Consider the following 26368-nt stretch of genomic DNA (forward strand, 5'->3'; position numbering starts at 1 on the left):
TCAGCGCAGGCCGGCGGCCATGTCCATCAGGTGGCCGAGGATGGTGTCGCCGGCCGAGCGCAGGCCGTCGTGCTCGTACTCGTTGGTGACCCAGGTGCGGACGTTGCCGACGCGGGCGGCGGTGTCGAGGGACAGGCCCATGTCGACGTACATGTCGTCGGCGTAGACGGCGGCGAGCACCGGCACCTCGTTGGCGGCCAGCCGGTCGAGGTCGCAGAGGGCGGACCAGTCGTCGGTCTGCGCCAGCAGGTCAGCGGCGCCGGCGAACGGGCGCAACGCGGCGATCTGCTCGAACATCCAGGGGTACATCATCTCGCCGGTGAACAGCAGCGGGGTGGCGTCGGCGGCGAACTCGGGACGGGCCGCCAGGGCGCGCTCGGCGGCCCAGCCCGTCACCTGCCCGGGAGCGCCGTAGCAGTACTCCTGCAGGGCGAACAGCGGCATGTCGATGAAACCGGTCAGCCCCATCACCGCGTAGCGGAACGTGTCGGACAGCTGGTCGCCGTGCCACGCCTCGTCGAGCAGCCAGTGCAGCTGCGCGTAGCCGTAGCTCATGCCGAACGCGCTGCCCAGGTGCCGGAACCGCTCGGCGGTCAGCCGGTCGCCGTCGGGCAGGCGGACGTCCTCGGCGGCGAGGTGGTCGGCGATGCGGCGCACGGCGGCCACGTCGTCGGGGAAGGCGCGGTAGTACTCCGCGTTCTTCGCGGCGACCCGGGGATAGGTGCGGGCGTACACGTCGTCGGCGGTGGCGGTGGCGAGCAGGCCGCCGGTGACGTAGCACGTGCGCAGGGCCTGCGGGGCGGCCGAGAGGTAGCTCATCGTGACGAACCCGCCGTAGCTCTGGCCGAGCGTGTCCCACCGGGCGCCGCCCGCGACCCGCTCGCGCAGGATCTCGGCGTCGGCCACGATGCTGTCGGCGCGGAACAGCTTGATGTGGTCGGCCAGCTCCTTCGCGGACCGGTCGCCGACCGTCCGCGCGGTGAGCGGGGTGCTGCGGCCGGTGCCGCGCTGGTCGAGCAGCAGCACCCGGTGGGTCTGCACGGCCCGGCCGATCCACGCCTCGGCGCGCAGCGGCCGCTGCGCCTTGCCGCCCGGCCCGCCCTGCAGGAACAGCAGCCAGGGCAGGTCGTCGCCGGCCCGGTCGGCGGCCACCACCTCGCGGGCGAAGATCTCGATCGTGTCTCCACCGGGATCGCGGTGGTCGAGCGGCACGGTGACGGTGTGGTCGGCGAAACGGACTCCGGGGTGAGCAATCATGGGCACACCCTAGAACCGCCGTCTGACATAAAGCACCGTGTCGATGCGACCACCGCCCGGAGCAGGCAACATGCCGATCTGCTTGCCCTCGACCTCGAAGCCCGCGGCCTGCAGCGTCTTCTGCGAGGCCAGGTTGCTCACCGCGGCGCCGGCCACGACCCGCTGCAGCCGCACCTCGGTGAACGCCCACTTGGTGACCAGCTCGACGGCGCGGCGCGCGTACCCGCGCCCGCGGAAGGCCGGCAGCACCCCGTACCCGAGCATGCCCTCACGGTGGTGCGGCGCGAAGTAGTAGAGCGCGATCTGCCCGGCGAACGAGCCGCTGCGCGCGTCGACGATGCTCATCGCGGCCATCTCACCGGCCAGCCAACGACCTTCCGCGTACGCGAAGAGCCGCTCGACCTCGTCCCGGGGCGGCGGCACCGGCGGCACCGAGCTCTCCACCACCTCGGGCAGGCAGCGCAGCTCGTACCAGCCGTCGAGGTCGTCGGGACGCAGCGGCCGCACCCGGATCACCCCGTCGGTGAGCTCGCCGCCGGGCAGGTCGGGCAGCGTCCGCGGCGAGGGCCCGATCGGGTCGTCGGCGAGCCGCCCCCACACCACGAGGTCCTCCCGGCCCGGGCCGGCGCCGCGCGCGATCCCCTCCCGCCGGTAGCCGGCGTCGATCGCGGCCCGCTGAGCAGCGGGATCGTCGAGGCGGGTGCGAATCTCGGAGCGGTACGGGGTCGGCACCCGATCACGTTACTGCGGGTCCGCCCAGTCGGTGGACGCCGCCACGGCCCGCTGCGGCTCGATCTGCGCGAGCCGTTCGCGCAGGGCCGCGGTGACGAAGCCGTACGCGTCGCTGCCGAGCACCAGCCGCAGCGGCGCGGGCTCCTGCCCGGCGCTCTCAATGATCCGCGCCGCCATCTTCGCCGGATCGCCCAGCGGCGGCCGGCTGCGGTCCTTGGCGCCGCGCACCATCGCCGCCGGGGTGCCGTCGTACGCGGCCAGGGGCGTCGCCAACTGCAGGCTGCCGAAGCGGAACTCGGTGCGCGCGCCGCCGGGCTCGACGATGGTCACGCCGATGCCGAACGGGGCGACCTCCTTGGCGACGCTCTCCAGGAAGCCCTCGATCCCCCACTTGCCCGCGTGGTAGAGCGAGGCCCCGGCGTTGGCAGCCTGACCGCCGTACGTCGAGATCTGGATCAGCCGCCCGCCACCCTGCGCGCGCAGGTGCGGCAGCGCCGCACGGACCACGGCGATCGAGCCCAGCAGGTTGGTGTTCAGCTGGTCGATCACCTGCTCGTCGGTGAGCTCCTCGGCGGCGCCGAACAGGCCGTACCCGGCGTTGCTGACGACGACGTCGACCCGGCCGAGCTCGGCGAACGCGCGGTCGACGGTCGCCCGTACGCCGGGAAGGTCCGTGACGTCGAGGTGGGCGACCCACAGGCGGTCGCCGTACTTCGCCGCGAGGTCGTCGACGGACCCGGCCCGGCGCACGGTGCCGGCCACCCGCTCGCCGCGCTCCAGCAGCTGCTCGGTCAGGTGCCTGCCGAAGCCGCTGTTGACGCCGGTGATGAACCACGTTGCCATTGCTTCCTCCTCTTTCCGACACCAACTCTTCCCGCCGCGCGCGCCCGGTGGCAGTCCGAGTCGTTCCTGGTAGTGGCGGGACCAGCCACCGGAGCCGGGCACCGCCTACCGTTGCGGTATGCGGAGCGAACTGGGCGATTTCCTGCGGGCTCGGCGCGAGCTCGTGCAGCCCGCGGACGTCGGCCTGCCCGGCGGCACCGGGATGCGGCGGGTGCGGGGGCTGCGGCGCGAGGAGGTGGCGATGCTGGCCGGCATCAGCGCCGAGTACTACCTGCGGCTCGAGCAGGGCCGCGACCGTACGCCCTCGGTTCAGGTCGTCGAGGCGCTCGCCCGCGTGCTGCGGCTGGACGAGGACGGCGCGGCGCACCTGATGGCCCTGTCGCGGCCGCGCCGCAGGCCGGCACGCCGGGCCGAGCGGGTGCCGGCCGGCATCGACATGCTGGTGCAGACGCTCAACGTGCCCGCGTTCGTGGTGAACCGCTACCGCGACGTGCTGACCGCCAACCGGCTCGCGGTGGCGCTGTCGCCGCTGATGGCCCCGGGCGTGAACCGGCTGCTCGCCGCCTTCACCGACCCGGTGGCGCGCGAGTACCATCCCGACCTCGACCAGAACGCGGCAAGCGTGGTCGCGCAGCTGCGCGCCGAGGTCGGCACGGACACCGACGACCCCCGGTTCCAGGGGCTGATCGGCGAGCTGTCGCTCAAGAGCGAGCAGTTCCGCAAGCTGTGGGCGCGCCACGACATCCGGCGCGGCGGCAGCGACACCGCCCACATCCGGCACCCGCTGGTCGGCGACCTGCACCTGCGCCGCGAGAAGCTGGCCGTGGTCGGCTCGGACGGCCTTCAGATGGTGCTGCACCACGCCGAGCCGGGCACCCCGTCGGCGGCGAGCCTCGCGCAGCTGTAGGAACCGGCCGCGGCGATCGTCAGGCGGCCGGGGCGACGTGCTCGGAGCGGGTGTCCAGGTCGGCGAACAGGGCGGCGTTGCCCACGAGGGCCGCAACGACCCGAGGGGCAACTCTTCGACGCTCGTCAATGGGCTGTTCACGCGGCGGCCAGCGGCGACCGGCAGCGTTCCGGGCAGCGACCCCCGAGGAGGATCCCGATGGACCGTCGTACCCTGCTGCGCGCCACCGTCGCCGGAGCCGGTGGCATCGCGCTGCCGTTCACCGCCTGGCCGGCGGCGTACGCGGCGCCCGCGCAGAACGCCACCGGGCCGTACGGGCCGCTGCGGGCCGCCGACGCCAACGGCATCCAGCTGCCGGCCGGCTTCACGAGCCAGGTGGTGGCGCGCTCGCGGCAGACCGTGCCCGGCACCTCGTACGTCTGGCACGACGCCCCCGACGGCGGCGCGGTCATCCCGAACGGCACCGGCTGGGTGTACGTCTCGAACTCGGAGGTGTCCGCGTCGGCCGGCGGCGGGGCTTCCCGGATCGTGTTCGACGCCGGCGGGCGGGTCACCGGCGCGTCGCGGATCCTGTCGGGCACGACCAACAACTGCGCCGGCGGCCGGATGCCGTGGAACACGTGGCTGTCGTGCGAGGAGATCACGCTGGGCCGGGTGTGGGAGACGTACCCGCTGGGCGGCTCGGCGGTGGTGCGGCCCGCGATGGGGCGGTTCAAGCACGAGGCGGCCGCGGCCGACCCCGTACGCAAGGTCGTCTATCTCACCGAGGACGAGACCGACGGGCGCTTCTACCGCTTCGTGCCCGCCTCGTGGGGCGACCTGTCGTCGGGCAGGCTGCAGGTGCTGCGCGCCGGCACGGCCACGTCGGTTCGTTCACCTGGGCCGACGTGCCCGACCCCGACGGCTCCCCCACCCGGACCCGCTACCAGGTCTCCGGCGCGAAGGTCTTCAACGGCGGCGAGGGCTGCCACTACGCCAACGACACGGTCTGGTTCACGACCAAGGGCGACAACCGGGTCTGGCAGGTGAACCTGGCGACGAGCACCTACGAGCTGGCGTACGACGACAGCCTGGTCAGCCCCGGCACGGCCCCACTGACCGGCGTCGACAACGTGACCGGCTCCGCGTCGGGCGACCTGTACGTCGCCGAGGACGGCGGCAGCATGGACATCTGCCTGATCACGCCCGACGACGAGATCTCGGTGTTCCTGCGCGTCACCGGCCAGAGCGCCTCGGAGCTCACCGGCCCGGCCTTCACCCCGGCCGGCAACCGCCTCTACTTCTCGTCACAGCGCGGCACCTCCGGAGCGTCCTCCGGCGGCATCACGTACTGCGTGACGGGCCCGTTCCGCTGAGGCCCCCCGTGCTCATAGAGGTTTTCGGGCGTCGAGCACGGCTGCCACCACGGCGGTCGTGACGACCGCGGCGGTCAGCGCGACCCCGCGCAGACCCCAGGCGACCATCGCCACCGACAGCAAGCCCCAGACGACCCCCGCGGTCACGAGCACGGTGATCAGCACCGGCCGCGGCCAGCGGGGCCAGGGCGCGCGGGTCAGCGCGGGATAGTCCGTGGTCAGCCGGGCGACGATGTCGTCGAACTCCCTGCGCTTGTCCTCGGTGCTCATCGCGACCTCCTTGGTGAAAGCACATGTGCTCCCGATCGCACTGTACGTCGCGTACCCGTCATCCGGTTCGAAGAATTTTCGCTTCCTACCAACTTGCGAACACCCGGGCCTGCCCGCCCGACCCGTCCTGGTACGGGATCAGGCCCACGGTGAGCGTCGCGCCGTGCCGCGGGACGCGGTCGAGGTGGGCGATGTTCTCCACGCCGTAGCGGTCGGCGCCGGTCAGCGCGAGGTGCGTCTCGAAGCCGGTGGAGATGCCCGGGTCGATGCTCAGCGTGTCGACTCCCAGGCAGCGGATGCGGCGCTTGGTGAGCAGCCACTCGCACGCCTCGACGCTGAAGCCCGGGAAGTGCAGCGTTCCGCCGGCGTCGGTGCCGCGGTACGCGTCCGCGTCGCCCGCCTTCGTGGCCCAGCCGCTGTGGAGCAGCACTGCGGCGTCGCGCGGGATGCGGTCGTACCTGCGCTCGTACGCCACCAGGTCGGCCACCGTGACGGTCGTGTCCGGCTCGTGCGCCGCCCGCCGCGCGATGTCGATGACCACCGCCGGGCTGATCAGCTCGGCCAGGGCCAGCTCGGTCGACGTCCGCCCGCCCGCCGTGAAGTGCGCCGGGGCGTCGACGTGCGTGCCGAAGTGCTCGAGGATCGTCCACTCCTGCATGTAGTAGCCGTCCTCCGGGATCGAGGTGGCCGTGTGGCGCGACGGCTCCTCACCGGGTTCGAACGCCGGGAAGGCAGGGGTCACCGGATGGGTGAGATCCTGCAGCCCGTGCTTGCTCCGCACGGCGGCCTGTGCGGGAGTGGGGACAGTGACCGCGGCAGCCGAGGCAGCCGCGCCGAACAGCAGAGATCGGCGAGAGACCTTGTCGACGCACATGCGCGCAATCTAGCGGCTCTCAGCAAAGTGTCATACCCCTGCGCGAGGATGTCGCCCGAACCCGAGGGAAGGAGGACCCATGAGCGCACCGGCCATCGAGACAGCCGGGCTGGTCAAGAAGTTCGGGGACACGAGAGCCGTCGACGGCGTGGATCTGACGGTCCCGCCCGGCACGGTCTACGGGTTGCTCGGGCCCAACGGCGCGGGCAAGACCACTGTGGTGCGGATGCTCGCCACGCTGTTGCGGCCCGACGGCGGCGAGGCGCGGGTGTTCGGCCGCGACGTGCGGCGCGAGGCCGACGCCGTCCGCAGCCGGGTGAGCCTCACCGGGCAGTACGCCTCGGTCGACGAGGACCTCACCGGCGCCGAAAATCTCGTGCTGCTGGCGCGGCTGCTCGGCTACTCCAGGGCGCAGGCCCGCGAGCGGGCGGCCCGGCTGCTGTCGGCGTTCGGGCTCACCGAGGCGGCCGACCGGCAGGTGAAGAAGTACTCCGGCGGCATGCGGCGGCGCATCGACATCGGCGCCAGCATCCTCAACACGCCCGACCTGCTGTTCCTCGACGAGCCGACCACCGGCCTCGACCCGCGCAGCCGCAACCAGGTGTGGGACATCGTGCGCATCGTGGTCGCCAACGGCACCACCGTCCTGCTCACGACGCAATACCTCGACGAGGCCGACCAGCTCGCCGGGCGCATCGCGGTGATCGACCACGGCAAGGTGATCGCCGAGGGCACCCCCGGTCAGCTCAAGTCCTCGGTCGGCGCGGGCACCGTCCACGTGCGACTGCGCGACGCCGCCCAGCGCCCCGCCGCCGAACGCGAGCTCGCCGCCGTGCTCGGCACGACCGTGCAGCAGGAGGCCGACCCGGTGGCGCTGACCGCGCGTGTGGAGGCCGGCGGCTCCGACCGCGGCGCCGCCGAGATGGCGTCGCAGGCCCTGGCCCGGCTGGCCGGGGCCGGCATCACCGTGGACGACTTCTCCCTCGGCCAGCCGAGCCTCGACGAGGTCTTCCTGGCCCTGACCGACCGGCAGGCGCCGACATGAGCACGACGACCGAGTCCTCCGAGACCATTGCGGCGTACGCGCCCTCGCGCGAGACGCTGAGCGCCGTGCTGGCGCCGGCCGACAGACCGCGGCGGCCCAGCGCCCTCTCCGCGTCGCTGACCTTCGGCTGGCGCGCCCTGCTCAAGATCAAGCACGTGCCCGAGCAGCTGTTCGACGTGACCGCGTTCCCGATCATCATGACGCTGATGTTCACGTACCTGTTCGGCGGCGCGCTCGCCGGCTCGACGCGCGAGTACCTGCAGTTCTTCCTGCCCGGCATCATGGTCACCAGCGTCGTCATGATCACGATGTACACGGGCGTCGGCCTCAACACCGACATCGAGCGGGGCGTGTTCGACCGCTTCCGCACGCTGCCCGTGTGGCGGCCCGCCGCCCTGGTCGGCATGATCTTCGGCGACGTGCTGCGCTACATCCTCGCGGCGACCACCATCATGGTGGTCGGCCTGATCCTCGGGTTCCGCCCCGGCGGCGGCGTGCCCGGTGTGCTCGGCGGCATCGGGCTGCTGGTCGTCTTCTCGTTCGCGTTCTCGTGGATCTGGACGATGTTCGGCCTGTTCCTGCGCTCGGAGAAATCGGTGATGGGCGTCAGCATGCTGGTGCTGTTCCCGCTGACCTTCCTGAGCAACGTGTTCGTCGACCCGGCCACGATGCCCGGCTGGCTGCAGGCGTTCGTCGACCTCAACCCGATCAGCCACCTGGTCACCGCGATCCGCTCCATCATGGCCGGCACGCCCGACATGGCCGAGACGGTGTGGACGCTCGTGGCGAGCGGGGTGCTGGTCCTCGTCTTCGGCACCCTGACGATGCGCCTCTACAACCGCAAGTGAACGACGGCCCGCCGGCATAGGCCACGCCTTGCTGGTGGGGCGGCGGTCATCGGCAGGTCGCCTCACGGCGACACCTCAGCCGGTGCGGGCAACTGGCGGAAGTCGGATGCGCCCCGCCCAGCCGGCACGCGCCGCCCGGTGCCCGGTCCGCGGCCCGAGCCCGGCTGTGCATCCCGGCGGGCATCCCTGGCGGCCGCGGCACGGGGATCAGGCGTGGTCGACCTCGTAGTCGAGCAGGAGGCCGCCCGACGGGGTCGGGGCCGCCTTGGCCAGCGTGAGCCTCTGGAGCTTGCGGTCGTCCTCGAAGAGCTTGCGGCCGCGGCCGGCCAGCGCCGGACAGACGACCAGGCTCAGCCGGTCGATCACGCCCGCGGAGAGCAGCGACCGGGCCAGGCGGATGCTGCCGTGCACGCCGATGTCGCCGCCGGGCCGGGACTTCAGGTCGCGGACGAAGGCGGCGGCGTCGGTCGTGACGACGGACGTCGCCGCCCACGTCGCGTCGACGGGAGTGCTCGTGAAGACGTACTTCTGCACGGTGTTGATGAAATCGGCGAACGGCTGCACGTCGGACGTCGGCCAGTAGGCGGCCCATTCGTCGTACATCCGGCGGCCCAGCAGCACCGTGTCCTGCCGGCCGATCACCGCGGCGAGGTTGTCGGTCATCGGGCCGTCGAAGTCGAAGACGAAGGCGTCGGGGCTCTCGGCCACGCCGTCCAGGGACATCAGGGAGTAGAGCACGACTTTGCGCATGACCCGTAGGACCACGCCCGGGGCCGGAACTCATCGCGACGGCGCCGAGCCGACGTGCGCCGGCTACGTGGCGAACTCGGCCTCGGCGTCGCGGCGGCGGGCGCCGGAGGAGGCGCGCGGAACGGTGACGGTGAAGACGGCGCCGTGCGGCTCGTTGCGCTCGTACGAGACGTCGAGCCCGCCCGCCTGCGCGAGCTGGCGCACCAGATAGAGGCCGAGGCCGGTGCCCGACGTGGTGGTGGCGACGCCGGTGCCGGCCCGGGCGAAGCGGTCGAACAGGTGCGGCACGAAGTCGGGCGGCACACCCTCGCCGTGGTCGGCGATCCGGACCGCCACCTGCTCCTCCGCGTTGACGACGGTGACCTCGATCGGCGGACGGCCGTACTTGGTGGCGTTGGTCAGCAGGTTGCCGAGGATGAGCTGGAGCTGCCCGGGGTCGGCCAGGCCGGTGGTCTCGTCGGGGGCGATCACGCAGATCGGCGTGCCGGCGCCGACGTGGTGGGCGGTGACCGCCTCCCGTACGGCGTGGGAGATGTCGATGCGGACGGGCCGGGCGAGCATCGCGCCCGCGTCGAACTGGGCGAGCATCAGGATGTCGGTCACGAGGTCGTTCGCGCGGTGCCCGGCGACGGTCATCCGGCGTACGTCGTCGGTCTTGACGTGTTCGGGGACGTCCGCCCACTCCTCGAGCAGCAGCTCCCCCAGCCCGACGATCTTCGCGAGGGGCTGGCGCACGTCGTGGCTGAGCATCGCCATCACGTCGGCCAGATGGGTGTTGGCGTCCTGCAGCTCCTCGGCGCGCCGGGCGAGCTCGGCCCGGTCGCGCTGGCGTTCGCGTTCCAGCGCGCGGCGCTCGGTCGTGTCGATGATCTGGGTGGCGAAGTACAGCGGCCGGTCCTCGTCGTCGCGCAGCACCGCGGTCGTGATGGAGGCCTCGACGACCCCGCCGTCCGCGCGCAGGTAGCGCTTGTCGAGGTCGAAGCCGTCGATCCGCCCGGCCAGGCAGTCGCGCATCGGCCCGGCGGTCAGCCCGGCGTCGCCGGGGTGGGTGAAGTCCTCGAGGCGCCGGCCGAGGAACTCCGCCTCCGCGAGGCCGAAGATCTGGCACGCGGCCGGGTTGACCCGCAGGCAGCGCGCCTCGGTGTCGGCCAGCACCATGCCGATCCGCGAGCCGTCGAACACCTTGCGGAAGCGGCGCTCGCTGAGCAGCAGCTGGCGGCGGCTGGCCCGGGCCCGGCCGGCGGCCAGCACGACCGCCAGGCCCACCACCGCCGCGCCGCCGAGGGCCGCGCGTCCCGCGATCTCGTTGTCCGCGAGCGAGGCGTAGAGGACGTCTTCCCGTACGGTCGCCGACAGCCGCCACGGTGTGCCCGTGACCGCGACCGAGGCGTAGCGCCACCAGTGCCCGCCGGCGCGGTAGCGGCCGTCGCGGTCCTGCGACAGCGCGGCGGCCAGCGGCGGGTCCTGGGTCGCGAGCGTCGGGGTGCGGGCGGCGAAGGGCTCGGTCGCCGCGACGATGCCGCCGCCGGGGTCCGCGAGCTGGATCCGCGCGCCGGTCAGCGAGAGGGCGCTGGTGAAGTACGAGGCCAGCGGGCTCGCCTTGATCGGGATGGCGCCGGAGAAGACGCGCCGGCCCTGGGCCGTGTCGAACGGCACGGCGAACGCGACGACGGGGATGCCCTCGGCGGCGGAGTCGACCACGCCGGAGACCGCGGGGGTGCCGTCCAGCGCGGTGCGCAGGTGCGCGTACCGGCCGGAGATGTCCTTGCCGATCACGGACGGGTCGGCCGGCACGACCTGCAGGACCCGGCCGCGCGCGTCGAGCAGCACGGCCGCGGGATAGCCGAAGCCGGCCACCGCGCGTTCGAAGTCGCGGGCCCGCACCACCGGGTCGGCCAGCGACGCGCGGGCCTGCACGCCCTGCCGCTCGAGCACGCCGGTGGCGATGCCGGTCATGAAGTCGCCCAGCAGGCTCACGCCGTTGTCGAAGCGCTGCACCACCGTCCTGCGGCTGTTGTTCTGCTGCCACAGCAGCACACCGGTGCCCAGGATGACCAGCAGCAGCCACACCACCAGCGGCGTCACCGCCGGACGCCACCAATCCCTGAGGCCGCGCATACCCAATGTTCGGCATTCCCGCGGCGCTGCTGAGCCGCCGCGGGCCCGCACCGCCGCCGGGGCCCTGTTCGATCAGATCGAGCACGGCGGCCCGGCGGCGTCACGGCTGTCCGAGCCGCGGCTGGTGCGCGCCTCCTAACCCGCCGCGCCGGCCAGGGCGGGCTGCCAGACGTACGTCCTGGGCGTGAGCGTCGCGGAGGCGCGGAAGTTGGCGTTGACCGTGGCCAGCTCCTGCGCGTTCGGATAGGCGTTGGTGCACGAGACCGGCGCGCTGCTGCCCGACATCAGATCCGAGCAGAGTCCCGTACGCCGGTCCGGCAGCCCGAGGATGTGCCCGAGCTCGTGCGCGGCGATCCGCGGCGGGTAGTAGCCCTGGTTGACCGCTTGCCGGCCCATCCAGACGCGGCCGTTGCCGAGCGAGGTCGTCTGCGCCCGCGGCCAGTTGTTGTCGGCGTAGACCCGGATGTTCGGGGTCCGGCCGGCGGGAACCGGCTCGAGCCGCACGTTCGTCGCGCGGCTGTTCCAGATCTGCGCACCCTGGTTGACCACGGCCACGAACTCCTGAGCCTGGCCGGCGTCGTAATACAGCACGCGCGGCGCGGCGGCCGCCGGCCCGGCGCTCGCCACCTGCACGCCGCCGATCGCGACGACCGCACACAGCGCGGCCGCCAACCGTCGAAGAAGCATCGATGCCCTCCTGCGGGGGATGGGGGGATTTCCTGGCCCCGACCCTAGCGACCCAAAGATGGTCATCGATGCTTTCGGGGCATATCGATTCCGTCCTCCCCCGCGTGCGATCAGGGTCACCGCGCCGGCGCGCGCTTCGGGCCGGGCCGGGTTCTCAACTCGCCCGGGCACCGGCCGATGGGCGCCGGTGACATCGGAAGAGGAACGGGGACGTCATGCGGCGGTGGTGCCGAGCGCACGGACTGGAGCTGGCCGGCGCGCTGCCGGTCGTGGCCGGCGCGGTGTGGGTGCTCGTGGGGCTGGTGCACGAGTACGCCCACCCGGTGATCGGCTGGCTGCCGCTGCCCGTGAGCGCGGCCGTGGCGGCGGTGGCCTGTGCCCGTACGGCCCGGGACCCCCGCCTCGACCGCGGGACCAGCCGGTTCTGGTGGCACCTCACGCTCGCTGGCGTCTTCTTCGTCGGCGGAACCATCGGCAACACGATCGACGCGGTCGGCGGGGACGCGCCCTCGCAGCGGCTGGCCCCGGTGACCGTGGCCCTCTACCTGGCGGTGCTGGCGCTGGTGATCTGGGCACTGTTGCGGCTGCCGTCGTGGCAGCGCAGCCGCGCCGACTGGATCCGGTTCGGCCTGGACGCCTGCGTGGTCCTGGTGACCGTCGGCGCCCTGGTCTGGCACGTCTCGCTGCGCGACCACGAGCAGTGGACCGCGCAGACCGGCTCCGCGGGCCCGATGCTGGCCATCATGCTGTCGGCGTTCGTGGGGATGGCGACCTTCGTCAAGGTCGGCTTCGCGGGCGCGGGCCGGCTCGACCGGCAGTCGATCTCGGTGCTGGCGGTCGGCTGCGCGGCGGCGGCGGGGCTGGGCGGGCTGTCGCCGTTCCTCGCCGGCCTGCCCTACCTGTCGTCGAGCCTCGTGTCGGTGCCGGTGGCCGCGCTGACCATCACGTTGGCCGCCACCCGCCAGTGGCACAACGGCATCCGCACCCCGGCCGTGCGACGCTCCTCCCCGCAGGTCAGCTGGCTGCCGTACGTGGCGGTGGCGGTCACGGACATCCTGCTGCTGTCCACCGGCACGGGCGACGCGACCGAGACCATCACCATGCAGATCGCCGCCGTCGTCCTCACCGCGCTGGTGGTGGTGCGGCAGATCCTGGCGCTGCGCGACAACAACCGGCTGCTCGACGAGCTCGGCGGCTACCAGGAGCGGCTCACCCACCAGGCCACCCACGACAGTCTGACCGGCCTGGCGAACCGCGCACTGCTGGCGCAGCACCTCGAGGGCCGGCTCGCCGAGGGCGACCGCTTCCACGTCGCCATGATCGACCTGGACGACTTCAAGGACGTCAACGACCGGCTCGGGCACCACGTCGGCGACCTGCTCATCGGCGTCACGGGCCGGCGGCTCACCGAGGTGGTGGGCGACGCCGGGTTCGTCGCGCGGCTCGGCGGCGACGAATTCATCCTGGTGCTGCCCGGCGGCGACATCGAGGACCTGCTGGGCCGGGTGACCGGGGCGGTCGGCGCGCCGTCCGAGCTGGCCGGGCACGCCGTGGTCACCGCCGCGAGCGTCGGCGTCACGACGGCCCGCCCCGGCGACGAGCCCGCGGAGTTGCTGCGCCGCGCCGACGTCGCCATGTACGCGGCGAAGAGCGCGGGCGGCGACGGCTGGCACTGGTTCGCCGCCGAGATGGACCGGGCCGCCGACGAGGCCGCGCGTCTCGCCGCCGAGCTGCGCCGCGCCCTGCCCGCGGGCGAGCTCGTCGCCCTCTACCAGCCCATCGTCACGCTGCCGGCCGGCGCCCCCGCCGGGGCCGAGATGCTGATCCGCTGGCAGCACCCCGACCGGGGCCTGCTCGGGCCGGACGCGTTCATCCCGCTCGCCGAGCGCAACGGCTTCATCGTGCAGATCGGCGACTGGGTGCTGGAGCAGGCCGTACGCCAGTCCGTCGAGTGGCGCGACCGGCTCGGAGACCGCGCGCCGCGGCGGGTCAGCGTGAACGTGTCGGCCCGCCAGCTCGCCGACCCGGAGTTCGTCGACCGCGTCGCCGCGCTGCTGCGCGACAGCGGACTGGAGCCGCAGCGCCTCATGCTGGAGGTCACTGAGACCGCCGTGCTGACCGCCGACATCGCCGTCGAGCAGGTGCACCGCCTCAAGGCCCTGGGCGTGGGCATCGCCCTCGACGACTTCGGCACCGGCCACTCCTCGCTCAGCCTGCTGCTCGACTGCCCGGTCGACGTCCTCAAGGTGGACAAGTCGTTCGTCAGCGGCGCGACCGCCGGCCGGGCCGGTGAGATCATCGTGCGCAACCTGCTGGGCTTCACCGACGACTTCGGCATCCAGGCCGTCGCCGAGGGCGTCGAGACCCCGGCGCAGGCCGAACGGCTGCACGAGGCCGGCTACCGCTTCGCGCAGGGCTACCTGTTCGGCCGCCCGATGCCCGCGGCCGCGCTCGAGGGCCTGTTCGCCGGCGACCCGGTGGTGGCAGCGGCCGCCTAGGATTGACCTCCACTGATGCGTGGAGGCTCGATCGTGCTTTCCGGCCTGTGGCGGCACATCACCGACAACCTCGGCTCCTACCTGGGCACGCTCGCCGTGACCGTTCTGGTCACGACGGTCTCGTGGCCGTTCCGCCGGCTGCGCGAGTCGGCGCGACGGCCCGTGACGGTCTATCTCGGGTCCACCTGGGACGAGCTGGCCGAGCACCGCGCGGCGATCCGCGAGCGGCTGAGCCGGGACCCGGTCGTCCTCGTCGAGCGATCGGACATCGAGCCGCCCGAGCAGCAGATCCGCGACGCGACGATGTTCGTCGGCCTGTACGCCTGGCAGTACGGGGCGAGCAACGGCGAGTCGGACAGCCACCGCGAGCTCGTCTCGGCCCTCGACCACCACAGCGGTCCGAGGCTGCGGCTGTGGATGGTCCGCAAGGGCCAGCGCGGCTGGAGCCTCGGCCACGAGGACACGAACTACCGCGACGACGACAGCCCGATCGGCCGGCTCCGCAGGCTCGTGCTGCAGCACAACCCGCAACAGTTGCCGAACGAGCCGGCCGAGCTGGCCCGCGAGGTCGCCACGGCGGTGCGCGAGGTCCGCCGCCTCGAACACCGGCAGTCGCGCTATCTCGACAGCCTGCTCGACCCGCGCTCGTTCGCGGTGGGCGCGGCCGTGGCCGTGGCCGCCTCGCTCTACTTCGCCGTACGGATCTCGGTCGTCGGCGCCGCGAGCTCGTTCGCCACGGTCCTGCTGCTGTCGCTGGCGTGCGGGGCGATCGCCTACCTGGCCCGGGTCGCGTCCACCGTGTCGTTCCTGAGGTGAGCATGGATCCCGTCCGCGGCGGCCGCTACCTCGCCGACCTGGTGGGGGTGCTGGTCGGGGCGATCGTCGTCTACGGCCTCGGCCAGCTCGTGCTGCCCTCCGGCGACCCCTGCCACGGCACCTCGATCACCGTCTGGTCGTCGACCGAGCCCGGCCTGGCGCGCCCGATCCCGGCGACCGGCGACGACGGTCGGCTCGGCGTGCTGCAACAGGCCGCCAGGACGTACGGGTGCGTCGACGTCGTGCCGATCAGCTCCGGCTACGCGCAGCAGGCGATCGCCGGCTCGCTCGACCGCGACGACGTCACCGACCTGCCGGACGTGTGGCTGCCCACCGACTCGTTCTGGAACTCGCTGCTCGATCAGGGCCGCGGCCGGTACGACGACAGCCTGGGCTCGTTCACCACCAGCACGATGCGGCTGTACGTGAAGGTCGGCTCGCCGCTCGCCGCGGAGCTGGGCGGCGCCGGCTCCACGACCTGGCACGCGCTCGCCGAGCAGGCCGCCGCGGGCCGCCTCGGGCTGGTCAAGGAGAACGCGCTCAACTCCACCTCGGGCGCGATGGCCACGATCCTGGCCTTCGAGGCCGCGGCCGGGGGCGGCAGCGGCATCTCCGCCGACGACGTGCGCGCGGGCAAGCTCGACGCGCTGGCCGCGCCCCTCGAGCGGTCGGTGGCCTCGTACCCCGGCGAGATCGTGGACTACCTCGGCTCGTTCCGGCCGCCCGTCGACGTGGCCGGGCTGCCGAACGCCATGATCGTCGAGAAGGCGGTGTACGAGGGGTTCCCCGACCTCGGCCACTACTACCGCGCGGTGGACCTGGCCGGCCCCGACCCGACGCTCGACCACCCGTTCCTGCTGCGCCCGGGCCTCGACGACCGCAAGCACGACCTGGCCACGGCGTTCTTCCGGACGATGACCGGCGACCGGTGGCAGGACGCGCTGGGCGGGGCCGGCTTCGACGCGGGCACGGCCGGGCATCCGCTCACCCGCCGCGACGGCCCGGTCGTACGGGCCGTGCTGGACCGCTGGCGCGAGACGCTGCGCAAGCGGATCAGCCTGGCCATCACGATCGACCAGTCCGGCTCGACCGACCCCTACAAGCGGCAGGTCGCCGAGGCCATGACCACCGCCCTGCGCAGCCTGTCCGCCACCGACCGGGTGGCGTTCTTCGGCTTCCCCGGCAGCGCCGGAGCGGTGTACGAGCCGTTGACCGCGGGCGGCTTCGGCGACCCGACCCGGCTGACCGTGCCCGAGGTGGTCCGCCGCAGCGGCGGCAGCCCCGTGATCGAGGCCGTGCGCGAGACCGCCGACCTGGTCCGCGACGAGGTCGGCGTCAACGCCGACAACCCCCGCAAGCAGGCGCTGATCGTCATCACCGACGGCGAGCAGGCCGGCGCCGGCAGCACCCGCGAGCAGCAGCGCGACACCGAGCGCATCCGCAGGTACCGCCAGAGCGGCGTGCAGGTCTTCTTCGTCCTGGTCGGCGCCAAGCCGCTGTGCGTGGTCGACCGCATCTACAGCACCCTGCCCTCGGACTGCCGCGCGACCGCCCGCCCCGCGCGCCTCGACCAGGACGAGAAGCGCTGGGTCTACTGCATCTCCGACCGCCCCGACTGCCCCACTCCCCTGCCCTCGCAACGCGGCCGCTCCTCGGCCGACCACATCCGCGGCATCGTCAAGCAGATCTTCGACCAGCTCGGCGGCGCCCCGATCTGACCACCGGCGCGACAGGGAAGGATGGCGGCATGGGGACGGGGGATCTCGATGGGGCGGCGCGGGTGTTCACCGAGGTGCGGCCGCGGCTGTTCGGCATCGCCTATCGGATGCTGGGGAGCGTGACCGAGGCCGAGGACCTCGTGCAGGACGTGTGGCTGCGCTGGCAGGCGTACGACCGGGACACGGTGGAGAACCCGGGCGCGTTCCTCGCGACGACGACCACGCGGCTGGCGATCAACCACCTGCAGTCGGCACGCGTACGCCGGGAGACGTACATCGGGCCGTGGCTGCCCGAGCCGGTCGACACCGGCGCCGATCCCTACCTGGGGGCCGAGACCGGCGACGCGCTCGAATTCGCCGTGCTGGTGCTGCTCGAGAAGCTGACGCCCACCGAGCGTGCGGCCTACGTGCTCCGCGAGGCCTTCGACTACCCGTACGGGCAGATCGCGGAGATCCTGCGCAGCACCGAGCCCGCGGTCCGCCAGCTCGTGTCGCGCGCCCGCCGGCACGTCACCGGCGAGCGCAAGGCCCGGGTGTCCACGGCCGCCCAGAAGCAGCTGCTCACCACCTTCATCGCGGCGGCGCGCACCGGGGACCTCGCCGCGCTGGAGCAGCTCTTCGCGGCCGACGTGGCCAGCATCACCGACGGCAACGGCGCCCGGCACGCCGCCCGCAAGGTGGTGTCCGGCGCGGCCCGCGTGGCGCGGTTCATCGCGGCGTTCTCGGGCTGGTGGTGGGACGGCCTCGAGCCCGAGCCCGCCACCACGAACGGCCGGCCCGGCGTGGTCCTGCGGCGCGGCGGCGACGTGGTGGCGGTCCTGACGATCGACGCCTCGGACGACGGCATCGAGCAGCTGCTGTGGGTGATGAACCAGCAGAAGCTGACGACGTTCCGCTGAGCCCGCGGGCGGCTACCCCTTGCGGGCCAGCCACTCGCGGAACGTGGTCTTCGCGATCACGGCGTCGCCCCCGGCGGTCAGCACGTCACCCTCGACCGCGGCGAACAGGCCCGCCGTCGGGTCGACCACGACCGTACGCTCGTCGCCCCCGGCCTCCAGCGCGATCCGGCCCAGCTCGTCCAGGGTGAACACCTCCGGACCGGCCACGTTGCGGATGGCGCGCAGCGGTTCGCCGGCGGCCACCTCGGCGACCGCGCGGGCGATGTCGGCCGACGCGAGCGGCTGCACCGGTGTGGCGGGCAGCCGTACGGTGTGCTCGTCGGAGGTCCACGACAGCACGGAGCCGACGAACTCGAAGAACTGCGTGGCCCGCACGATCGACCACGGCACGGGCCCGTTGCGCAGCAGCTCCTCCTGCAGCACCTTGGCCCGGTAGTAGTCCAGCGGCACCCGGTCGACGCCGACGATCGACAGGACGACCGCGTGGCGGACGCCGCCGCGCTCGGCGGCCGCCAGCATGTTCCCCATCGACGTACGGAAGAAGTCGATCGAAGCCTCGTCGAACGTCGGCGAGTTGGTGAGGTTGACCACCGCGTCGGCGCCCTCGAGCCCGCGGTCGAGCCCGTCGCCCGTGATGACGTCGACCCCGCTGCTCGGCGACAGCGGCACGGCGTCGTGCCCGTCCTCCCGCAGCAGCGCGACGACCTGCGAGCCGATGAGCCCGGTCCCACCCAGCACGGCGATTCTCATGTGTGTCCCACCCTTCGTGGTGTGTTCGGTCGGCAGCTGAGACCGGACAGCCTCCGCGGTTGTGACAGGCTTTTGGATCGGGGCGCGGTTGTCACGCAGAGTTACCTGCTCTTGACGTATGGCGATCTGGGGTGCCAACCCCGGATGATGGCGGGAAGCCGATGCATCGAGGAGGCGCCCATGCCGGACGTGGTTGTGATCTCGGGTCACCCCCGCCCCGGGTCGAGGACGTTGCGGCTGGCCACGGAACTGGGCGAACGGTTCGCCCGCAGCCGCGGCGACGGCTCGTTCGTGACGGTCGACGTCGCGGAGCTCGGTCCCGGCCTGCTCACCCCCGCCGACGGCGCCACCGGGGCGGCGCTCATGGAGGTGCAGGACGCCGCACTGCTGATCGTGGCGACGCCCACCTACCGGGGCACGTTCTCCGGCGCGCTCAAGGTGCTGCTCGACCAGCTGCCGGCCAACGCCCTCGCGGGCGTGCTGGCCGTCCCCGTGGTCACCGCCGAGAGCCAGAGCCAGGCCGACACCGCGGAGGCGTTCCTGGCCCGCCTGCTGCGCGAGCTGGGCGCGGACGTGGTCGACTTCGGACTGACCGCCGTCGGGCCCGAGCTGGCCGAACCCGCCGCCGTGGCCGACCAGTACACGGCGGCGCTCATCGCCTGATCCCGCGCCGGGAGGACCGGGTGGGACGGCGTCACGCCCTCGATCCCTCCTGCCGCCGGGCGGCCGCGGCGACGCGGTCCAGCATCGCCCTCAGCGTCTTGAGCTCGCCCGGCGTGAACTCGTCGCTCAGGGCCGCGTCGAGCTCGGCGACCCGCGCGTCGGCCCGGGCGAACAGCGAACGCCCGGCCTCGGTGGTCCGGATCTCGACCAGCGTGCCGTGCATCGGATGCGGCGCCCGGGCGATCAGGCCCGCCTTCTCCAGGCGGCTCAGCGTGCTGTTCATCGTCTGCGGCGTGACCGCGCACTCGCGGGCCAGCTGGGCCGCCGTGATGCCCTGATGGTCGGAGAGCACCGCCAGCGCGGTCTGCTGCGCCGGGGTCAGCCCGAACTCGCGCAGCGCCCGCTCCTTCGCCGCCTGGGTGGTCTGCTCCGCCCGCTTGACATAGCCCAGCAGCCGCTCCGAGTAATGCACGCCACTCACTGTAGCCGAGGGGCTCAGTGTGCTGTTAGCTATCAGGCATCTGATAACCATCAGCATGCTGAGGAGGGGCCATGGCGACCAACCGCCGCTGGACGGTCCTGGCGATCGGGATGACGGCGATGACCGCCGGATCCGCGTTCCAGTACGGGCTGCCGTACCTGATCCCGGCGGTCCGCGACGCGGGCCTCTCGCTGCCGGCGGCCGGGCTGCTCGCCGCCGCCCCCACCGCCGGGCTGCTCACCACCCTCATCGCCTGGGGCGCGGTCGCCGACCGCCGCGGGGAACGCCTCGCGATGACCACCGGGCTCGCCCTGGCCGGCGTCATCCTGCTGGTGGCGACGCGGCTGCACGGCGCGGTGGGGCTGGGCGTGGCGTTCTTCCTCGCGGGCGCGGCGGGCGCGGCCGTGCACGCCTCCAGCGGCAGGCTGATCCTGGGCTGGTTCGCGGCCCACGAGCGGGGCCTGGCGATGGGCCTGCGGCAGACGGCCCAGCCGCTCGGCGTCGCGGTTGCCGCCCTGGTCCTGCCGGTGCTCGCGGTCGCCGGCGCCCTCACCTTCCTAGGGCTGTTCTGCCTGATCGCCGCCGTGCTCGTCGCCGTCCTGGTGCGCGACCCGGCCGCGTCGGGCGCCACCGGCGACGCGCCCGCCGGCTCGCCCTACCGCACGCCGGCGCTGTGGCGGATCCACCTGGCCAGCGCGCTGCTGATCGTCCCGCAGTTCACCGTGGCGACGTTCGCGCTCGTGTTCCTGGTGGAGGCGCACGGATGGCAGCCCGACGCCGCCGGCCGGGTGCTGGCGGTCGGCCAGGCCGCCGGGGCGCTGATGCGGCTCGCCGCGGGCTGGTGGTCCGACCGGGCCGGCTCGCGGACCGGCCCGATGCGTGTGATCGCCCTGGTCATCGCGGCCGCCATGGGCGTCCTGGCGGCCACGAGCGGAGCGGCGGTCTCGGTGGCCGCGCTGCTGGCGGCGGCGGTGCTGACCGTCGGGCCCAACGGTCTCGCGTTCACCGCGGTCGCCGAGTACGCGGGCCGGGGCTGGGCCGGTCGGGCGCTCGGCATCCAGAACACCGCACAGAACGCGGTGGGCACCGCCACGCCGCCGGCCATGGCCGCCCTGATCGGCGCCACCGGGTACGGGACCGCCTTCGCCGCGACGGTGCTCTTCCCGCTGCTGGCGGCGGTCGCGATCCCGGTCCGGACGACGCGGACCGTCAGCGCCCGGGCGCCGGGATGACCGACAGGTCCAGCACCGGCGGAATGGCGGCCACACCCGGACCGCCCGCCTCGACCCAGGCCACCAGGTCCGCCTCGACGGCGTCGCTGAGCACCAGCCCGAACCACACCGGCGTGGCTCCCCGCCGCCGCGCCGCGGGGGTCGGGTGCACCACCATCACGTTCGCCTCGGCGCAGACGTCGAGGCACTGGCTCGTACGGACCCGGTGCTGCGGGGTCAGCGCCGTGCGCAGCCGGTCGAGCTGGGCGTCGTGGTCGACCGACGGGTGCTTGAGCGCGTTGCCGCAGCAGCAGTCGCGGCACACGGTCAGCGTGCAACCCTCGACGGTCCCGCTCACCGATCACCCCTCGCCACCCGATTCCGGCCTCCCACGGTAGGCAGCCGCCGCCGGACCCACCCGGCCGCCACGCCCGCCGATGATCCGGGCCACACCGCGGGGCATCCGGACATGCCTGAGGGCGCCCCGGGTGCTGGATCATCGCCTCGGGACGCCCTCAGTGACGGAACGACGGGTCACGGCCACGCGACAGCCGCCTTTGCGACAAGGCGCATGTGGGGACGTCCCTAGTCACGGCCCTGCCAAGTGCACAGACAGACCTTGTTGCCCTCCGGGTCCTCCAGCACCCAGAACGACGGCGCATCCGCGTCGCTGACCAGACGGCCGCCCGCGGCGACGGCGGCGGCGATCCGCGGCTGGACCTCGGCCGGGTCGATCACCAGGTCGTGATGCCAGCGCTGGCGCGGCTCCTCGTCGCCGGAGTGCTGGAACCACAGCCTGGGCAGCACGTCCGCCGGGTCGTGCAGGTCGATGCCCAGCTCGGGGTCGTCCGCGGGGACCATGCCGAACACCGCCTGCCAGAACGGCAACACCCGCTGCCGGTCCGGCGTGTCGAGCGCGATGTCCAGCCGGGACACCCCGGACTTTCCCGGACGCAGGCCGGTGGCGGCGGCCAGGGCGGTGATGGTCCGTGCCAGCTCGACGTCGCGCTCGGTCACGCCCTGCTCGTCGTGGCTGGTCAACCGGACGTCGACGTGGGCGGGCCGCAGGTCGACGTCCGGATGGTGCCCCGCCTGCTGGGCGGCGGCGCCGATGGCGGCGACCAGGGCCAGCCCGGCCGCGAAGTCGCCGGTGGCGATCCGGGTCTGCAGGCGTGAGCCGAGGCAGGCCCAGCCGTCCAGGCCGGCGTCCGCGATCTGCTGCCCGGTGAGAGTCGTCATGACCTCGATCCTGTCCCATCCGGTCCCCACCGGCACGAAACGGCCGGCCGGACCCGCCGAGACGCTCCCTGGCCCCCCGGCGCAGGCGACGCGGGCGGGTCCGGCGATGCCGGAGGGGCGGGCTACGCGGGCGGGTCCGGCGATGCCCGAGGGGCGGGCTACGCGGGCGGGTCCGGCCGGGCCGGCCGGGTCGGCGGGGCCGCCGGGGTGAGCGCGGCGGCGCGACGCCGGCCGGAGACGGACAGGGTGAGGCCGGCCGCGGCAAGAAGCACCGCGAGGACGCCGACCGCGACAAGCACGCCGGCCGGGACGCCACCGCGGGTGCCGGCCGCAGCCGGAGGTGCGGCTGCGCCGACGGTGAAGTCGTACGACCCCTGCACGGTGTGCCCGTCGACCGAGACGACGCGGTAGGCGACCGTGTAGGCGCCGCTGGGCAGCAACCCTTCGAGCGTGATGGTGCCGTCGGCGTCGTGCACGGCCGGAGGGGAGGCGGGGATGCGCTGCCGCGCCGCGTTGCTGACCACGATCGTGGTGAAGTCGGGGTTCAGCTTCTCGGTGAAGCGCAACGTGACGGCGGCCGGCGCGGTGGCCAGGGCGGCACCCTGCGCCGGGGAGGCCGAGACCAGCTCGGCGTGCGCCTGCGCGGGCGTGGCGGGCGCCAGCGCCAGCGCCAAGGCCAGGGCAAAACAGGCCGCCGCCAGACGCCTCATCCGAGGATCCGTTCGCCGATCCAGCCGCCTTCCGCGCAGCCGGGCGGGATCGCGAAGACCGCGGAGCCGATCGGCGTGATCCATTCGTTGAGCAGGTCCTTGTCGGCGAGGCGCTGCTGGATGGGGACGAACTGGCGTACGACGTCGCGCTGGTAGGCGGCGAAGATGAGGCCCGCGTCGGGCTGCCCGGCGGCGTTCGGGGCACCGTCGTAGTTGTACGGCCGCCGCAGGATCTTCAGCGCGGGATCGGTGACCCGGGCGCGGGTGACGTGCGCGAAGTCCGGCATCGCGGGCAGGCCCGAGGCGTCCAGCTTGGTGAAGTCGGGCTCGTCGAACTCCCGCACGCCGCTCAGCGGCGCCCCGGACTCCAGGCGGCGGCCCACCGCGTTCTCCTTGTCGGCGACCGCGAGGATGTCCCACTTCTCGATCTCGGCGCGGATCCGGCGGACGACCAGGGTGGTCGAACCGTCGGGATTCCACACCGCGGGATCGATCTCGGCCGCGCGAGGGTTGGCCGTGCCGTCGAGCTGGCCGAGGACGTTGCGCTGGGTGTGCTCGGGCGCCTGCACGCCGGGGCTGCGCCGGAAGCCCTGCTGCACCCACCGGACGGCGGCGAACGGGCGCGCGTCCTTGATGAGCATCCGCTGGGTGTGCGCGACGGTCAGCGGGTCGTCGGCGCAGATCTGCAGCAGCAGGTCGCCGCCGGACCAGCGCCGCTCGAGGCGGTCGATGCGGAACGGGGGCAGGTCGGCGACCGGCGACGGCAGGCCCGCGGCGCGGTAGAGCCCGGGTCCGAAGCCGAACGTGACCGTCAGCCGGGCCGGCAGCGCCGCGAGCGGGGCGTCGGTGTCGCCGAGCGCCGGCACGCCGCGGGTGAGCCGGCCGGCGTCGTCGGTGAGCAGCCGCATCAGCCGGCCCAGGGTGCGCCGGTCGGTGCCGGCGGGCAGGGTGAACGCGACGAACGCGGCGTGCGCGGGCGGGTCCTCGGCGACGCCCGCCTGCCGGGGGCCGTGGAAGTCCACGGTGGCCGTGCCGGTGGCCGGTGGCGACGCGGCCGCGGTGTCCCGGCCCGAGGAAGCGACCCCGGCGACGACTCCGGCGCCGGCCGCCGCACCGAGGCCGGCCGCCGCGGCCCCGGTGAGCAGGGAACGGCGAGAGGTCACGGGGCGGCGCTTTCCATGGGCGCCATGTGGCCGGGGTCGTAGCTCTCGTTCGCACCGGCGAACGGCTTGGCGATGGCGGTGAACGTCACGGTGCCGCCGGTGGCCGTCCTGAGCGTGAACGTGAGCGCATCGCCCGGCTCGATGGCCTTGACGGGCTTCATCAGCATCAGGTGGTCGCCGCCGGGGCCCAGCTCGTGGGTGCCCCGCGCCTCGATCGTGAAGCCACCCTGCTTGGGCTGCATCACCATCTTGCCGTCCTTCATGGACATCTCGTGCAGTTCCATCGGGGAGGCGGGCGATTCGGCGGCGGTGACGGTGATGGCGGCATCCGTGTCGTTGACCAGGGTGCCGAAGGCGGCGGTCATCTCGCCGGCCGCCGCCGCCTTGACCCACGGGTCCCGGATGGACAGCGTCGCCGCGGCAGGCGCTGCCGGAGCAGGTGTGGTGGAGCCGCAGCCGGCGAGGCCGAGCGTGGTGAGAGCGCCGGCCAGCGTGAGGGCGACGAGGGTGTGCCGCGGACCGCGGCGCAGGAGGTTGTCTCGCATGCTGCATTGGTCCCCGCACGGGCCGGAATAGTTCCCGGCAAAGGCGGAGATTTCAGGATTTCTGCAGGGCGAGTGCCCGGTCGACCCGGGCCTGCTCGCGCTCGTCGGACCGGATCCACTGCCGGACGAGCAGCAGCATCACGACGACCCCGGGCAGCTCGCCGAAGGCCCAGGCCAGCGCGGCGCCGAGGTGCTGGTCGTCGAGCAGCGAGGAGGCCCACGACGGGTGGACGGCGGTGTACCAGCCGGCCGCGATCACCGTCGTGGACTGCAGCAGCACGAAGCCGAAGAAGGCGTGCGCCACCATCGCGAGCAGGTGCACGAGGGTCAACAGCGCGGGGTGGACGCGGCGCCGCCCCGGGTCGGCGCCGATCAGCACCCAGAACAGCAGGTAGCCGGCGACGACGAAGTGGGCCAGCATCGCGAGGTGGCCGAGGTGGTAGCGCATCAGCGTGCCCAGCAGGTCGCTCAGGTAGAGGCCGTACAGGCTGACCACGTAGATCCCGAGCGCGACCAGCGGGTGGGTGAGCACGCGGGCCGGCCTGCTGTGCAGCGCCAGCAGCAGCCACTCCCGCACGCCGCGCACCTGCGGGTCCGCGGGGCGGCGCAGGGTGCGCAGCGCCAGCGTCACCGGCGCGCCGCCGACCAGCAGGATCGGCACGACCATCGAGAGCACCATGTGCTGCACCATGTGGACGCTGAAAAGGACGTACGCGTACCGCGCCACGCCGAGCCCGGTGACCGCGGCCAGCAGCACCAGGCCGCCGACCCAGGACACCGTACGGCTGACCGGCCACGGGTTTCCGGCCCGGCGCATCCGCCGCACGCCCGCCAGGTACGCGAGGATGCCCGCGGCGACCACGGTCAGGAAGAACATGTCGGGCAGCGGGCCGGTCAGCATGCGCACGGCCGTCGGCGGGCCCGGCTGGGCGAAGCCGAGCAGCTCCACGAGCGGATCGGGCTCCACCACGGTTTCGGGCACCGGCGTGGGGCTGCGGGACAACGCGACCGCCAGGCCGACCGCCGCGCCGAGCACGACGAGCTCGCCGGCGGCCAGCCGCAGGAACGCCCGCGGGGCGCCGGCGCGCAGGGCAGGCAGCGTGCGACCGCGGTGGGCGGCGCCGATCGCGCCGACCGCGAGCAGCGCGAGCACCTTGAGCAGCACCAGCACGCCGTATCGGGAACTCCACAACGCCGGCAGCGCGCCGAGCCGCACGGCCGCGTTCGCGGTGCCGCTGATCGCGGTGGCGGCGAAGCAGGTCAGCGCGAGGCGGCTGTAGCGGGCCGCGGTCTCGGCGAAACGGCGATGACGCCGGACGAGCAGAAGGCCCGCAAGCCCGCCCACCCACAGCGAGGCCGCGAGCACGTGCAGGGCCAGGCTCGTCACGGCGATCTGGTGGTTGCCCGCCCCCGCCGAGTGGCCGGTGAACGCGGGCGGCAGCGCCGCGGCCATCGCCACCGCCGCGGTCGCCGCCGCAACGCCGCGCGAGACCCCGGCCCGCGACAACGCCGCCACCGCGAGCGCGAGGACCGCCTGCAGCAGCAGCGCCTGACCCTGCGAGACCGAGAAGGCGAAGCTGAGCACCGACGCGCGGCCCAGCCCGGCCACGGGCACGCCCAGGACGTCCGACACGGTGAAGACGACCAGAGCCGCCGAGGTGGCCGCCCACCCGGTGGCGAGCCAGGTGGAGCGGCGCAGCAGCAGCCAGCCGTGCGCAGCCACGCTGCGGCCGTCGCCGGGCAGCAGGAACGCCGCCGTCGCGGTCAGCCCGACGGTCAGCACGCCGAGCACCGTCGCCAGCATCGTCAGCGCGGGCAGCACCCACTCGGTGACGGCTCCGGGGCTGGGGATGCCGGGCAGCACGGCGTCGTCCACCGCGCCGCCGTAGAGCAGGGCCGCCACCAGGACGCCCACGACGACGAAGGCGGCCGCTCCCGATCTCACAGCGATGCGCACGGGTGGTCAGTCGTCCGGTGGCCCGCCGAAGT

General features: G+C 73.5%; 25 protein-coding genes and 1 pseudogene. 10 read left to right on the forward strand and 16 right to left on the reverse strand.

Features of this window, described 5'->3' with window-relative positions:
• The 3 genes from ACSNN8_RS28015 to ACSNN8_RS28025 are packed head-to-tail and all read right to left on the reverse strand — an operon-like array spanning nt 1 to nt 2832.
• Nucleotides 1-1257 (reverse strand): alpha/beta fold hydrolase, encoded by a 1257-nt coding sequence (locus tag ACSNN8_RS28015; RefSeq protein WP_436652665.1) that lies wholly within the window; start codon nt 1255-1257, stop codon nt 1-3.
• Nucleotides 1258-1266: 9 nt separating this feature from the next.
• Nucleotides 1267-1989: a GNAT family N-acetyltransferase gene (locus ACSNN8_RS28020; RefSeq protein WP_436652666.1), complete on the reverse strand. Its 723-nt coding sequence runs from the start codon at nt 1987-1989 to the stop codon at nt 1267-1269.
• Between the two features lie 9 nt (nt 1990-1998).
• Nucleotides 1999-2832, reverse strand: a complete 834-nt coding sequence (locus ACSNN8_RS28025; RefSeq protein WP_436652668.1) for an SDR family oxidoreductase — start codon at nt 2830-2832, stop codon at nt 1999-2001.
• Nucleotides 2833-2950: 118 nt separating this feature from the next.
• Here ACSNN8_RS28025 and ACSNN8_RS28030 point away from each other — a divergent pair, with 118 nt between their 5' ends.
• Both ACSNN8_RS28030 and ACSNN8_RS28035 read left to right on the forward strand, forming a co-directional pair.
• Entirely contained in the window at nt 2951-3739 is a 789-nt protein-coding gene (locus ACSNN8_RS28030; RefSeq protein ID WP_436652669.1) for a helix-turn-helix transcriptional regulator, read from the forward strand.
• Nucleotides 3740-3937: 198 nt separating this feature from the next.
• Nucleotides 3938-5094 (forward strand): annotated as a pseudogene (locus ACSNN8_RS28035) (alkaline phosphatase PhoX).
• Between the two features lie 12 nt (nt 5095-5106).
• Here the strand turns inward: ACSNN8_RS28035 and ACSNN8_RS28040 are convergent.
• Together ACSNN8_RS28040 and ACSNN8_RS28045 are read right to left on the reverse strand one after the other, a co-directional pair.
• Nucleotides 5107-5364, reverse strand: a complete 258-nt coding sequence (locus ACSNN8_RS28040) for a hypothetical protein (protein ID WP_436652670.1) — start codon at nt 5362-5364, stop codon at nt 5107-5109.
• Between the two features lie 85 nt (nt 5365-5449).
• Nucleotides 5450-6238: a cyclase family protein gene (locus ACSNN8_RS28045; protein WP_436652671.1), complete on the reverse strand. Its 789-nt coding sequence runs from the start codon at nt 6236-6238 to the stop codon at nt 5450-5452.
• Between the two features lie 79 nt (nt 6239-6317).
• Between ACSNN8_RS28045 and ACSNN8_RS28050 the strand changes: the two genes are divergently transcribed.
• Both ACSNN8_RS28050 and ACSNN8_RS28055 read left to right on the forward strand, forming a co-directional pair.
• The gene (locus ACSNN8_RS28050) at nt 6318-7283 is read left to right on the forward strand and encodes an ATP-binding cassette domain-containing protein (RefSeq protein ID WP_436652673.1); all 966 of its coding nucleotides are present in this window, start codon (nt 6318-6320) and stop codon (nt 7281-7283) included.
• Complete coding sequence (locus tag ACSNN8_RS28055; protein WP_436652675.1) at nt 7280-8131, forward strand: ABC transporter permease; 852 nt, start codon at nt 7280-7282, stop codon at nt 8129-8131. The genes ACSNN8_RS28050 and ACSNN8_RS28055 overlap by 4 nt, the downstream gene beginning before the upstream one ends.
• A 207-nt stretch (nt 8132-8338) precedes the next feature.
• Here ACSNN8_RS28055 and ACSNN8_RS28060 read toward each other — a convergent pair whose 3' ends face one another.
• The 3 genes from ACSNN8_RS28060 to ACSNN8_RS28070 form a co-directional block, all read right to left on the reverse strand.
• A complete protein-coding gene (locus tag ACSNN8_RS28060) occupies nt 8339-8881 on the reverse strand; it encodes a dihydrofolate reductase family protein (RefSeq protein ID WP_436652677.1) in 543 nt (180 codons plus the stop codon).
• A gap of 63 nt (nt 8882-8944) precedes the next feature.
• Nucleotides 8945-10966 carry an ATP-binding protein gene (locus tag ACSNN8_RS28065; protein WP_436652678.1) on the reverse strand — a complete coding sequence of 674 codons (2022 nt, stop codon included), beginning with the start codon at nt 10964-10966 and terminating at the stop codon, nt 8945-8947.
• A 168-nt stretch (nt 10967-11134) separates the two neighbouring features.
• Nucleotides 11135-11686 (reverse strand): snapalysin family zinc-dependent metalloprotease, encoded by a 552-nt coding sequence (locus ACSNN8_RS28070; protein ID WP_436652679.1) that lies wholly within the window; start codon nt 11684-11686, stop codon nt 11135-11137.
• Between the two features lie 215 nt (nt 11687-11901).
• On the opposite strand from ACSNN8_RS28070, the gene ACSNN8_RS28075 reads away from it, so the two are divergent.
• From ACSNN8_RS28075 to ACSNN8_RS28090, 4 genes are read left to right on the forward strand one after another with little or no spacing between them, the layout of a single operon-like run.
• Nucleotides 11902-14184, forward strand: a complete 2283-nt coding sequence (locus ACSNN8_RS28075; protein ID WP_436652681.1) for a putative bifunctional diguanylate cyclase/phosphodiesterase — start codon at nt 11902-11904, stop codon at nt 14182-14184.
• 15 nt (nt 14185-14199) lie between these two features.
• Complete coding sequence (locus tag ACSNN8_RS28080; protein ID WP_436652682.1) at nt 14200-15000, forward strand: hypothetical protein; 801 nt, start codon at nt 14200-14202, stop codon at nt 14998-15000.
• A complete protein-coding gene (locus ACSNN8_RS28085) occupies nt 14997-16718 on the forward strand; it encodes a vWA domain-containing protein (RefSeq protein ID WP_436652684.1) in 1722 nt (573 codons plus the stop codon). Before ACSNN8_RS28080 ends, ACSNN8_RS28085 begins: the two co-directional genes overlap by 4 nt.
• 29 nt (nt 16719-16747) lie before the next feature.
• On the forward strand, nt 16748-17617 hold the full coding sequence (locus ACSNN8_RS28090) for an RNA polymerase sigma-70 factor (RefSeq protein WP_436652685.1): 870 nt from the start codon (nt 16748-16750) through the stop codon (nt 17615-17617).
• Nucleotides 17618-17629: 12 nt separating this feature from the next.
• On the opposite strand, the gene ACSNN8_RS28095 is transcribed toward ACSNN8_RS28090, so the two are convergent.
• Entirely contained in the window at nt 17630-18367 is a 738-nt protein-coding gene (locus ACSNN8_RS28095; RefSeq protein WP_436652687.1) for an SDR family oxidoreductase, read from the reverse strand.
• A gap of 180 nt (nt 18368-18547) precedes the next feature.
• Here ACSNN8_RS28095 and ACSNN8_RS28100 point away from each other — a divergent pair, with 180 nt between their 5' ends.
• Nucleotides 18548-19030, forward strand: coding sequence for an NADPH-dependent FMN reductase (locus tag ACSNN8_RS28100; protein WP_436652689.1), 483 nt, complete (start codon nt 18548-18550; stop codon nt 19028-19030).
• Between the two features lie 31 nt (nt 19031-19061).
• Here ACSNN8_RS28100 and ACSNN8_RS28105 read toward each other — a convergent pair whose 3' ends face one another.
• A complete protein-coding gene (locus ACSNN8_RS28105; protein ID WP_436652691.1) occupies nt 19062-19502 on the reverse strand; it encodes a MarR family winged helix-turn-helix transcriptional regulator in 441 nt (146 codons plus the stop codon).
• Nucleotides 19503-19582: 80 nt separating this feature from the next.
• Between ACSNN8_RS28105 and ACSNN8_RS28110 the strand changes: the two genes are divergently transcribed.
• Complete coding sequence (locus tag ACSNN8_RS28110) at nt 19583-20743, forward strand: MFS transporter (RefSeq protein ID WP_436652693.1); 1161 nt, start codon at nt 19583-19585, stop codon at nt 20741-20743.
• On the opposite strand, the gene ACSNN8_RS28115 is transcribed toward ACSNN8_RS28110, so the two are convergent.
• The 6 genes from ACSNN8_RS28115 to ACSNN8_RS28140 all read right to left on the reverse strand — a co-directional run bounded on the left by ACSNN8_RS28115 (nt 20721) and on the right by ACSNN8_RS28140 (nt 26336).
• Entirely contained in the window at nt 20721-21053 is a 333-nt protein-coding gene (locus ACSNN8_RS28115; RefSeq protein WP_436655446.1) for a hypothetical protein, read from the reverse strand. The genes ACSNN8_RS28110 and ACSNN8_RS28115 overlap by 23 nt on opposite strands.
• 254 nt (nt 21054-21307) lie before the next feature.
• On the reverse strand, nt 21308-21961 hold the full coding sequence (locus tag ACSNN8_RS28120; RefSeq protein WP_436652695.1) for a VOC family protein: 654 nt from the start codon (nt 21959-21961) through the stop codon (nt 21308-21310).
• 158 nt (nt 21962-22119) lie between these two features.
• Nucleotides 22120-22671 (reverse strand): copper resistance CopC family protein, encoded by a 552-nt coding sequence (locus ACSNN8_RS28125; protein WP_436652696.1) that lies wholly within the window; start codon nt 22669-22671, stop codon nt 22120-22122.
• Entirely contained in the window at nt 22668-23834 is a 1167-nt protein-coding gene (locus ACSNN8_RS28130; RefSeq protein ID WP_436652698.1) for a Dyp-type peroxidase, read from the reverse strand. The genes ACSNN8_RS28125 and ACSNN8_RS28130 overlap by 4 nt, the downstream gene beginning before the upstream one ends.
• Entirely contained in the window at nt 23831-24379 is a 549-nt protein-coding gene (locus tag ACSNN8_RS28135; RefSeq protein ID WP_436652699.1) for a copper chaperone PCu(A)C, read from the reverse strand. Before ACSNN8_RS28135 ends, ACSNN8_RS28130 begins: the two co-directional genes overlap by 4 nt.
• 52 nt (nt 24380-24431) lie before the next feature.
• Entirely contained in the window at nt 24432-26336 is a 1905-nt protein-coding gene (locus tag ACSNN8_RS28140; RefSeq protein ID WP_436652701.1) for a cytochrome c oxidase assembly protein, read from the reverse strand.
• Between the last annotated feature and the right edge of the window lie 32 nt (nt 26337-26368).

Source organism: Actinoplanes sp. URMC 104 (assembly GCF_051386375.1).
Taxonomy (GTDB): Bacteria; Actinomycetota; Actinomycetes; order Mycobacteriales; family Micromonosporaceae; genus Actinoplanes.

What these genes read in the sequence shown, in the direction of transcription:
- ACSNN8_RS28015 (WP_436652665.1), bottom strand. Translation starts at nt 1,257, where the DNA reads ATGATTGCTCACCCCGGAGTCCGTTTCGCCGACCACACCGTCACCGTG.
- ACSNN8_RS28025 (WP_436652668.1), bottom strand. Translation starts at nt 2,832, where the DNA reads ATGGCAACGTGGTTCATCACCGGCGTCAACAGCGGCTTCGGCAGGCAC.
- ACSNN8_RS28030 (WP_436652669.1), top strand. Translation starts at nt 2,951, where the DNA reads ATGCGGAGCGAACTGGGCGATTTCCTGCGGGCTCGGCGCGAGCTCGTG.
- ACSNN8_RS28040 (WP_436652670.1), bottom strand. Translation starts at nt 5,364, where the DNA reads ATGAGCACCGAGGACAAGCGCAGGGAGTTCGACGACATCGTCGCCCGG.
- ACSNN8_RS28045 (WP_436652671.1), bottom strand. Translation starts at nt 6,238, where the DNA reads ATGTGCGTCGACAAGGTCTCTCGCCGATCTCTGCTGTTCGGCGCGGCT.
- ACSNN8_RS28050 (WP_436652673.1), top strand. Translation starts at nt 6,318, where the DNA reads ATGAGCGCACCGGCCATCGAGACAGCCGGGCTGGTCAAGAAGTTCGGG.
- ACSNN8_RS28055 (WP_436652675.1), top strand. Translation starts at nt 7,280, where the DNA reads ATGAGCACGACGACCGAGTCCTCCGAGACCATTGCGGCGTACGCGCCC.
- ACSNN8_RS28060 (WP_436652677.1), bottom strand. Translation starts at nt 8,881, where the DNA reads ATGCGCAAAGTCGTGCTCTACTCCCTGATGTCCCTGGACGGCGTGGCC.
- ACSNN8_RS28070 (WP_436652679.1), bottom strand. Translation starts at nt 11,686, where the DNA reads ATGCTTCTTCGACGGTTGGCGGCCGCGCTGTGTGCGGTCGTCGCGATC.
- ACSNN8_RS28075 (WP_436652681.1), top strand. Translation starts at nt 11,902, where the DNA reads ATGCGGCGGTGGTGCCGAGCGCACGGACTGGAGCTGGCCGGCGCGCTG.
- ACSNN8_RS28080 (WP_436652682.1), top strand. Translation starts at nt 14,200, where the DNA reads ATGCGTGGAGGCTCGATCGTGCTTTCCGGCCTGTGGCGGCACATCACC.
- ACSNN8_RS28090 (WP_436652685.1), top strand. Translation starts at nt 16,748, where the DNA reads ATGGGGACGGGGGATCTCGATGGGGCGGCGCGGGTGTTCACCGAGGTG.
- ACSNN8_RS28095 (WP_436652687.1), bottom strand. Translation starts at nt 18,367, where the DNA reads ATGAGAATCGCCGTGCTGGGTGGGACCGGGCTCATCGGCTCGCAGGTC.
- ACSNN8_RS28100 (WP_436652689.1), top strand. Translation starts at nt 18,548, where the DNA reads ATGCCGGACGTGGTTGTGATCTCGGGTCACCCCCGCCCCGGGTCGAGG.
- ACSNN8_RS28110 (WP_436652693.1), top strand. Translation starts at nt 19,583, where the DNA reads ATGGCGACCAACCGCCGCTGGACGGTCCTGGCGATCGGGATGACGGCG.
- ACSNN8_RS28120 (WP_436652695.1), bottom strand. Translation starts at nt 21,961, where the DNA reads ATGACGACTCTCACCGGGCAGCAGATCGCGGACGCCGGCCTGGACGGC.
- ACSNN8_RS28125 (WP_436652696.1), bottom strand. Translation starts at nt 22,671, where the DNA reads ATGAGGCGTCTGGCGGCGGCCTGTTTTGCCCTGGCCTTGGCGCTGGCG.
- ACSNN8_RS28135 (WP_436652699.1), bottom strand. Translation starts at nt 24,379, where the DNA reads ATGCGAGACAACCTCCTGCGCCGCGGTCCGCGGCACACCCTCGTCGCC.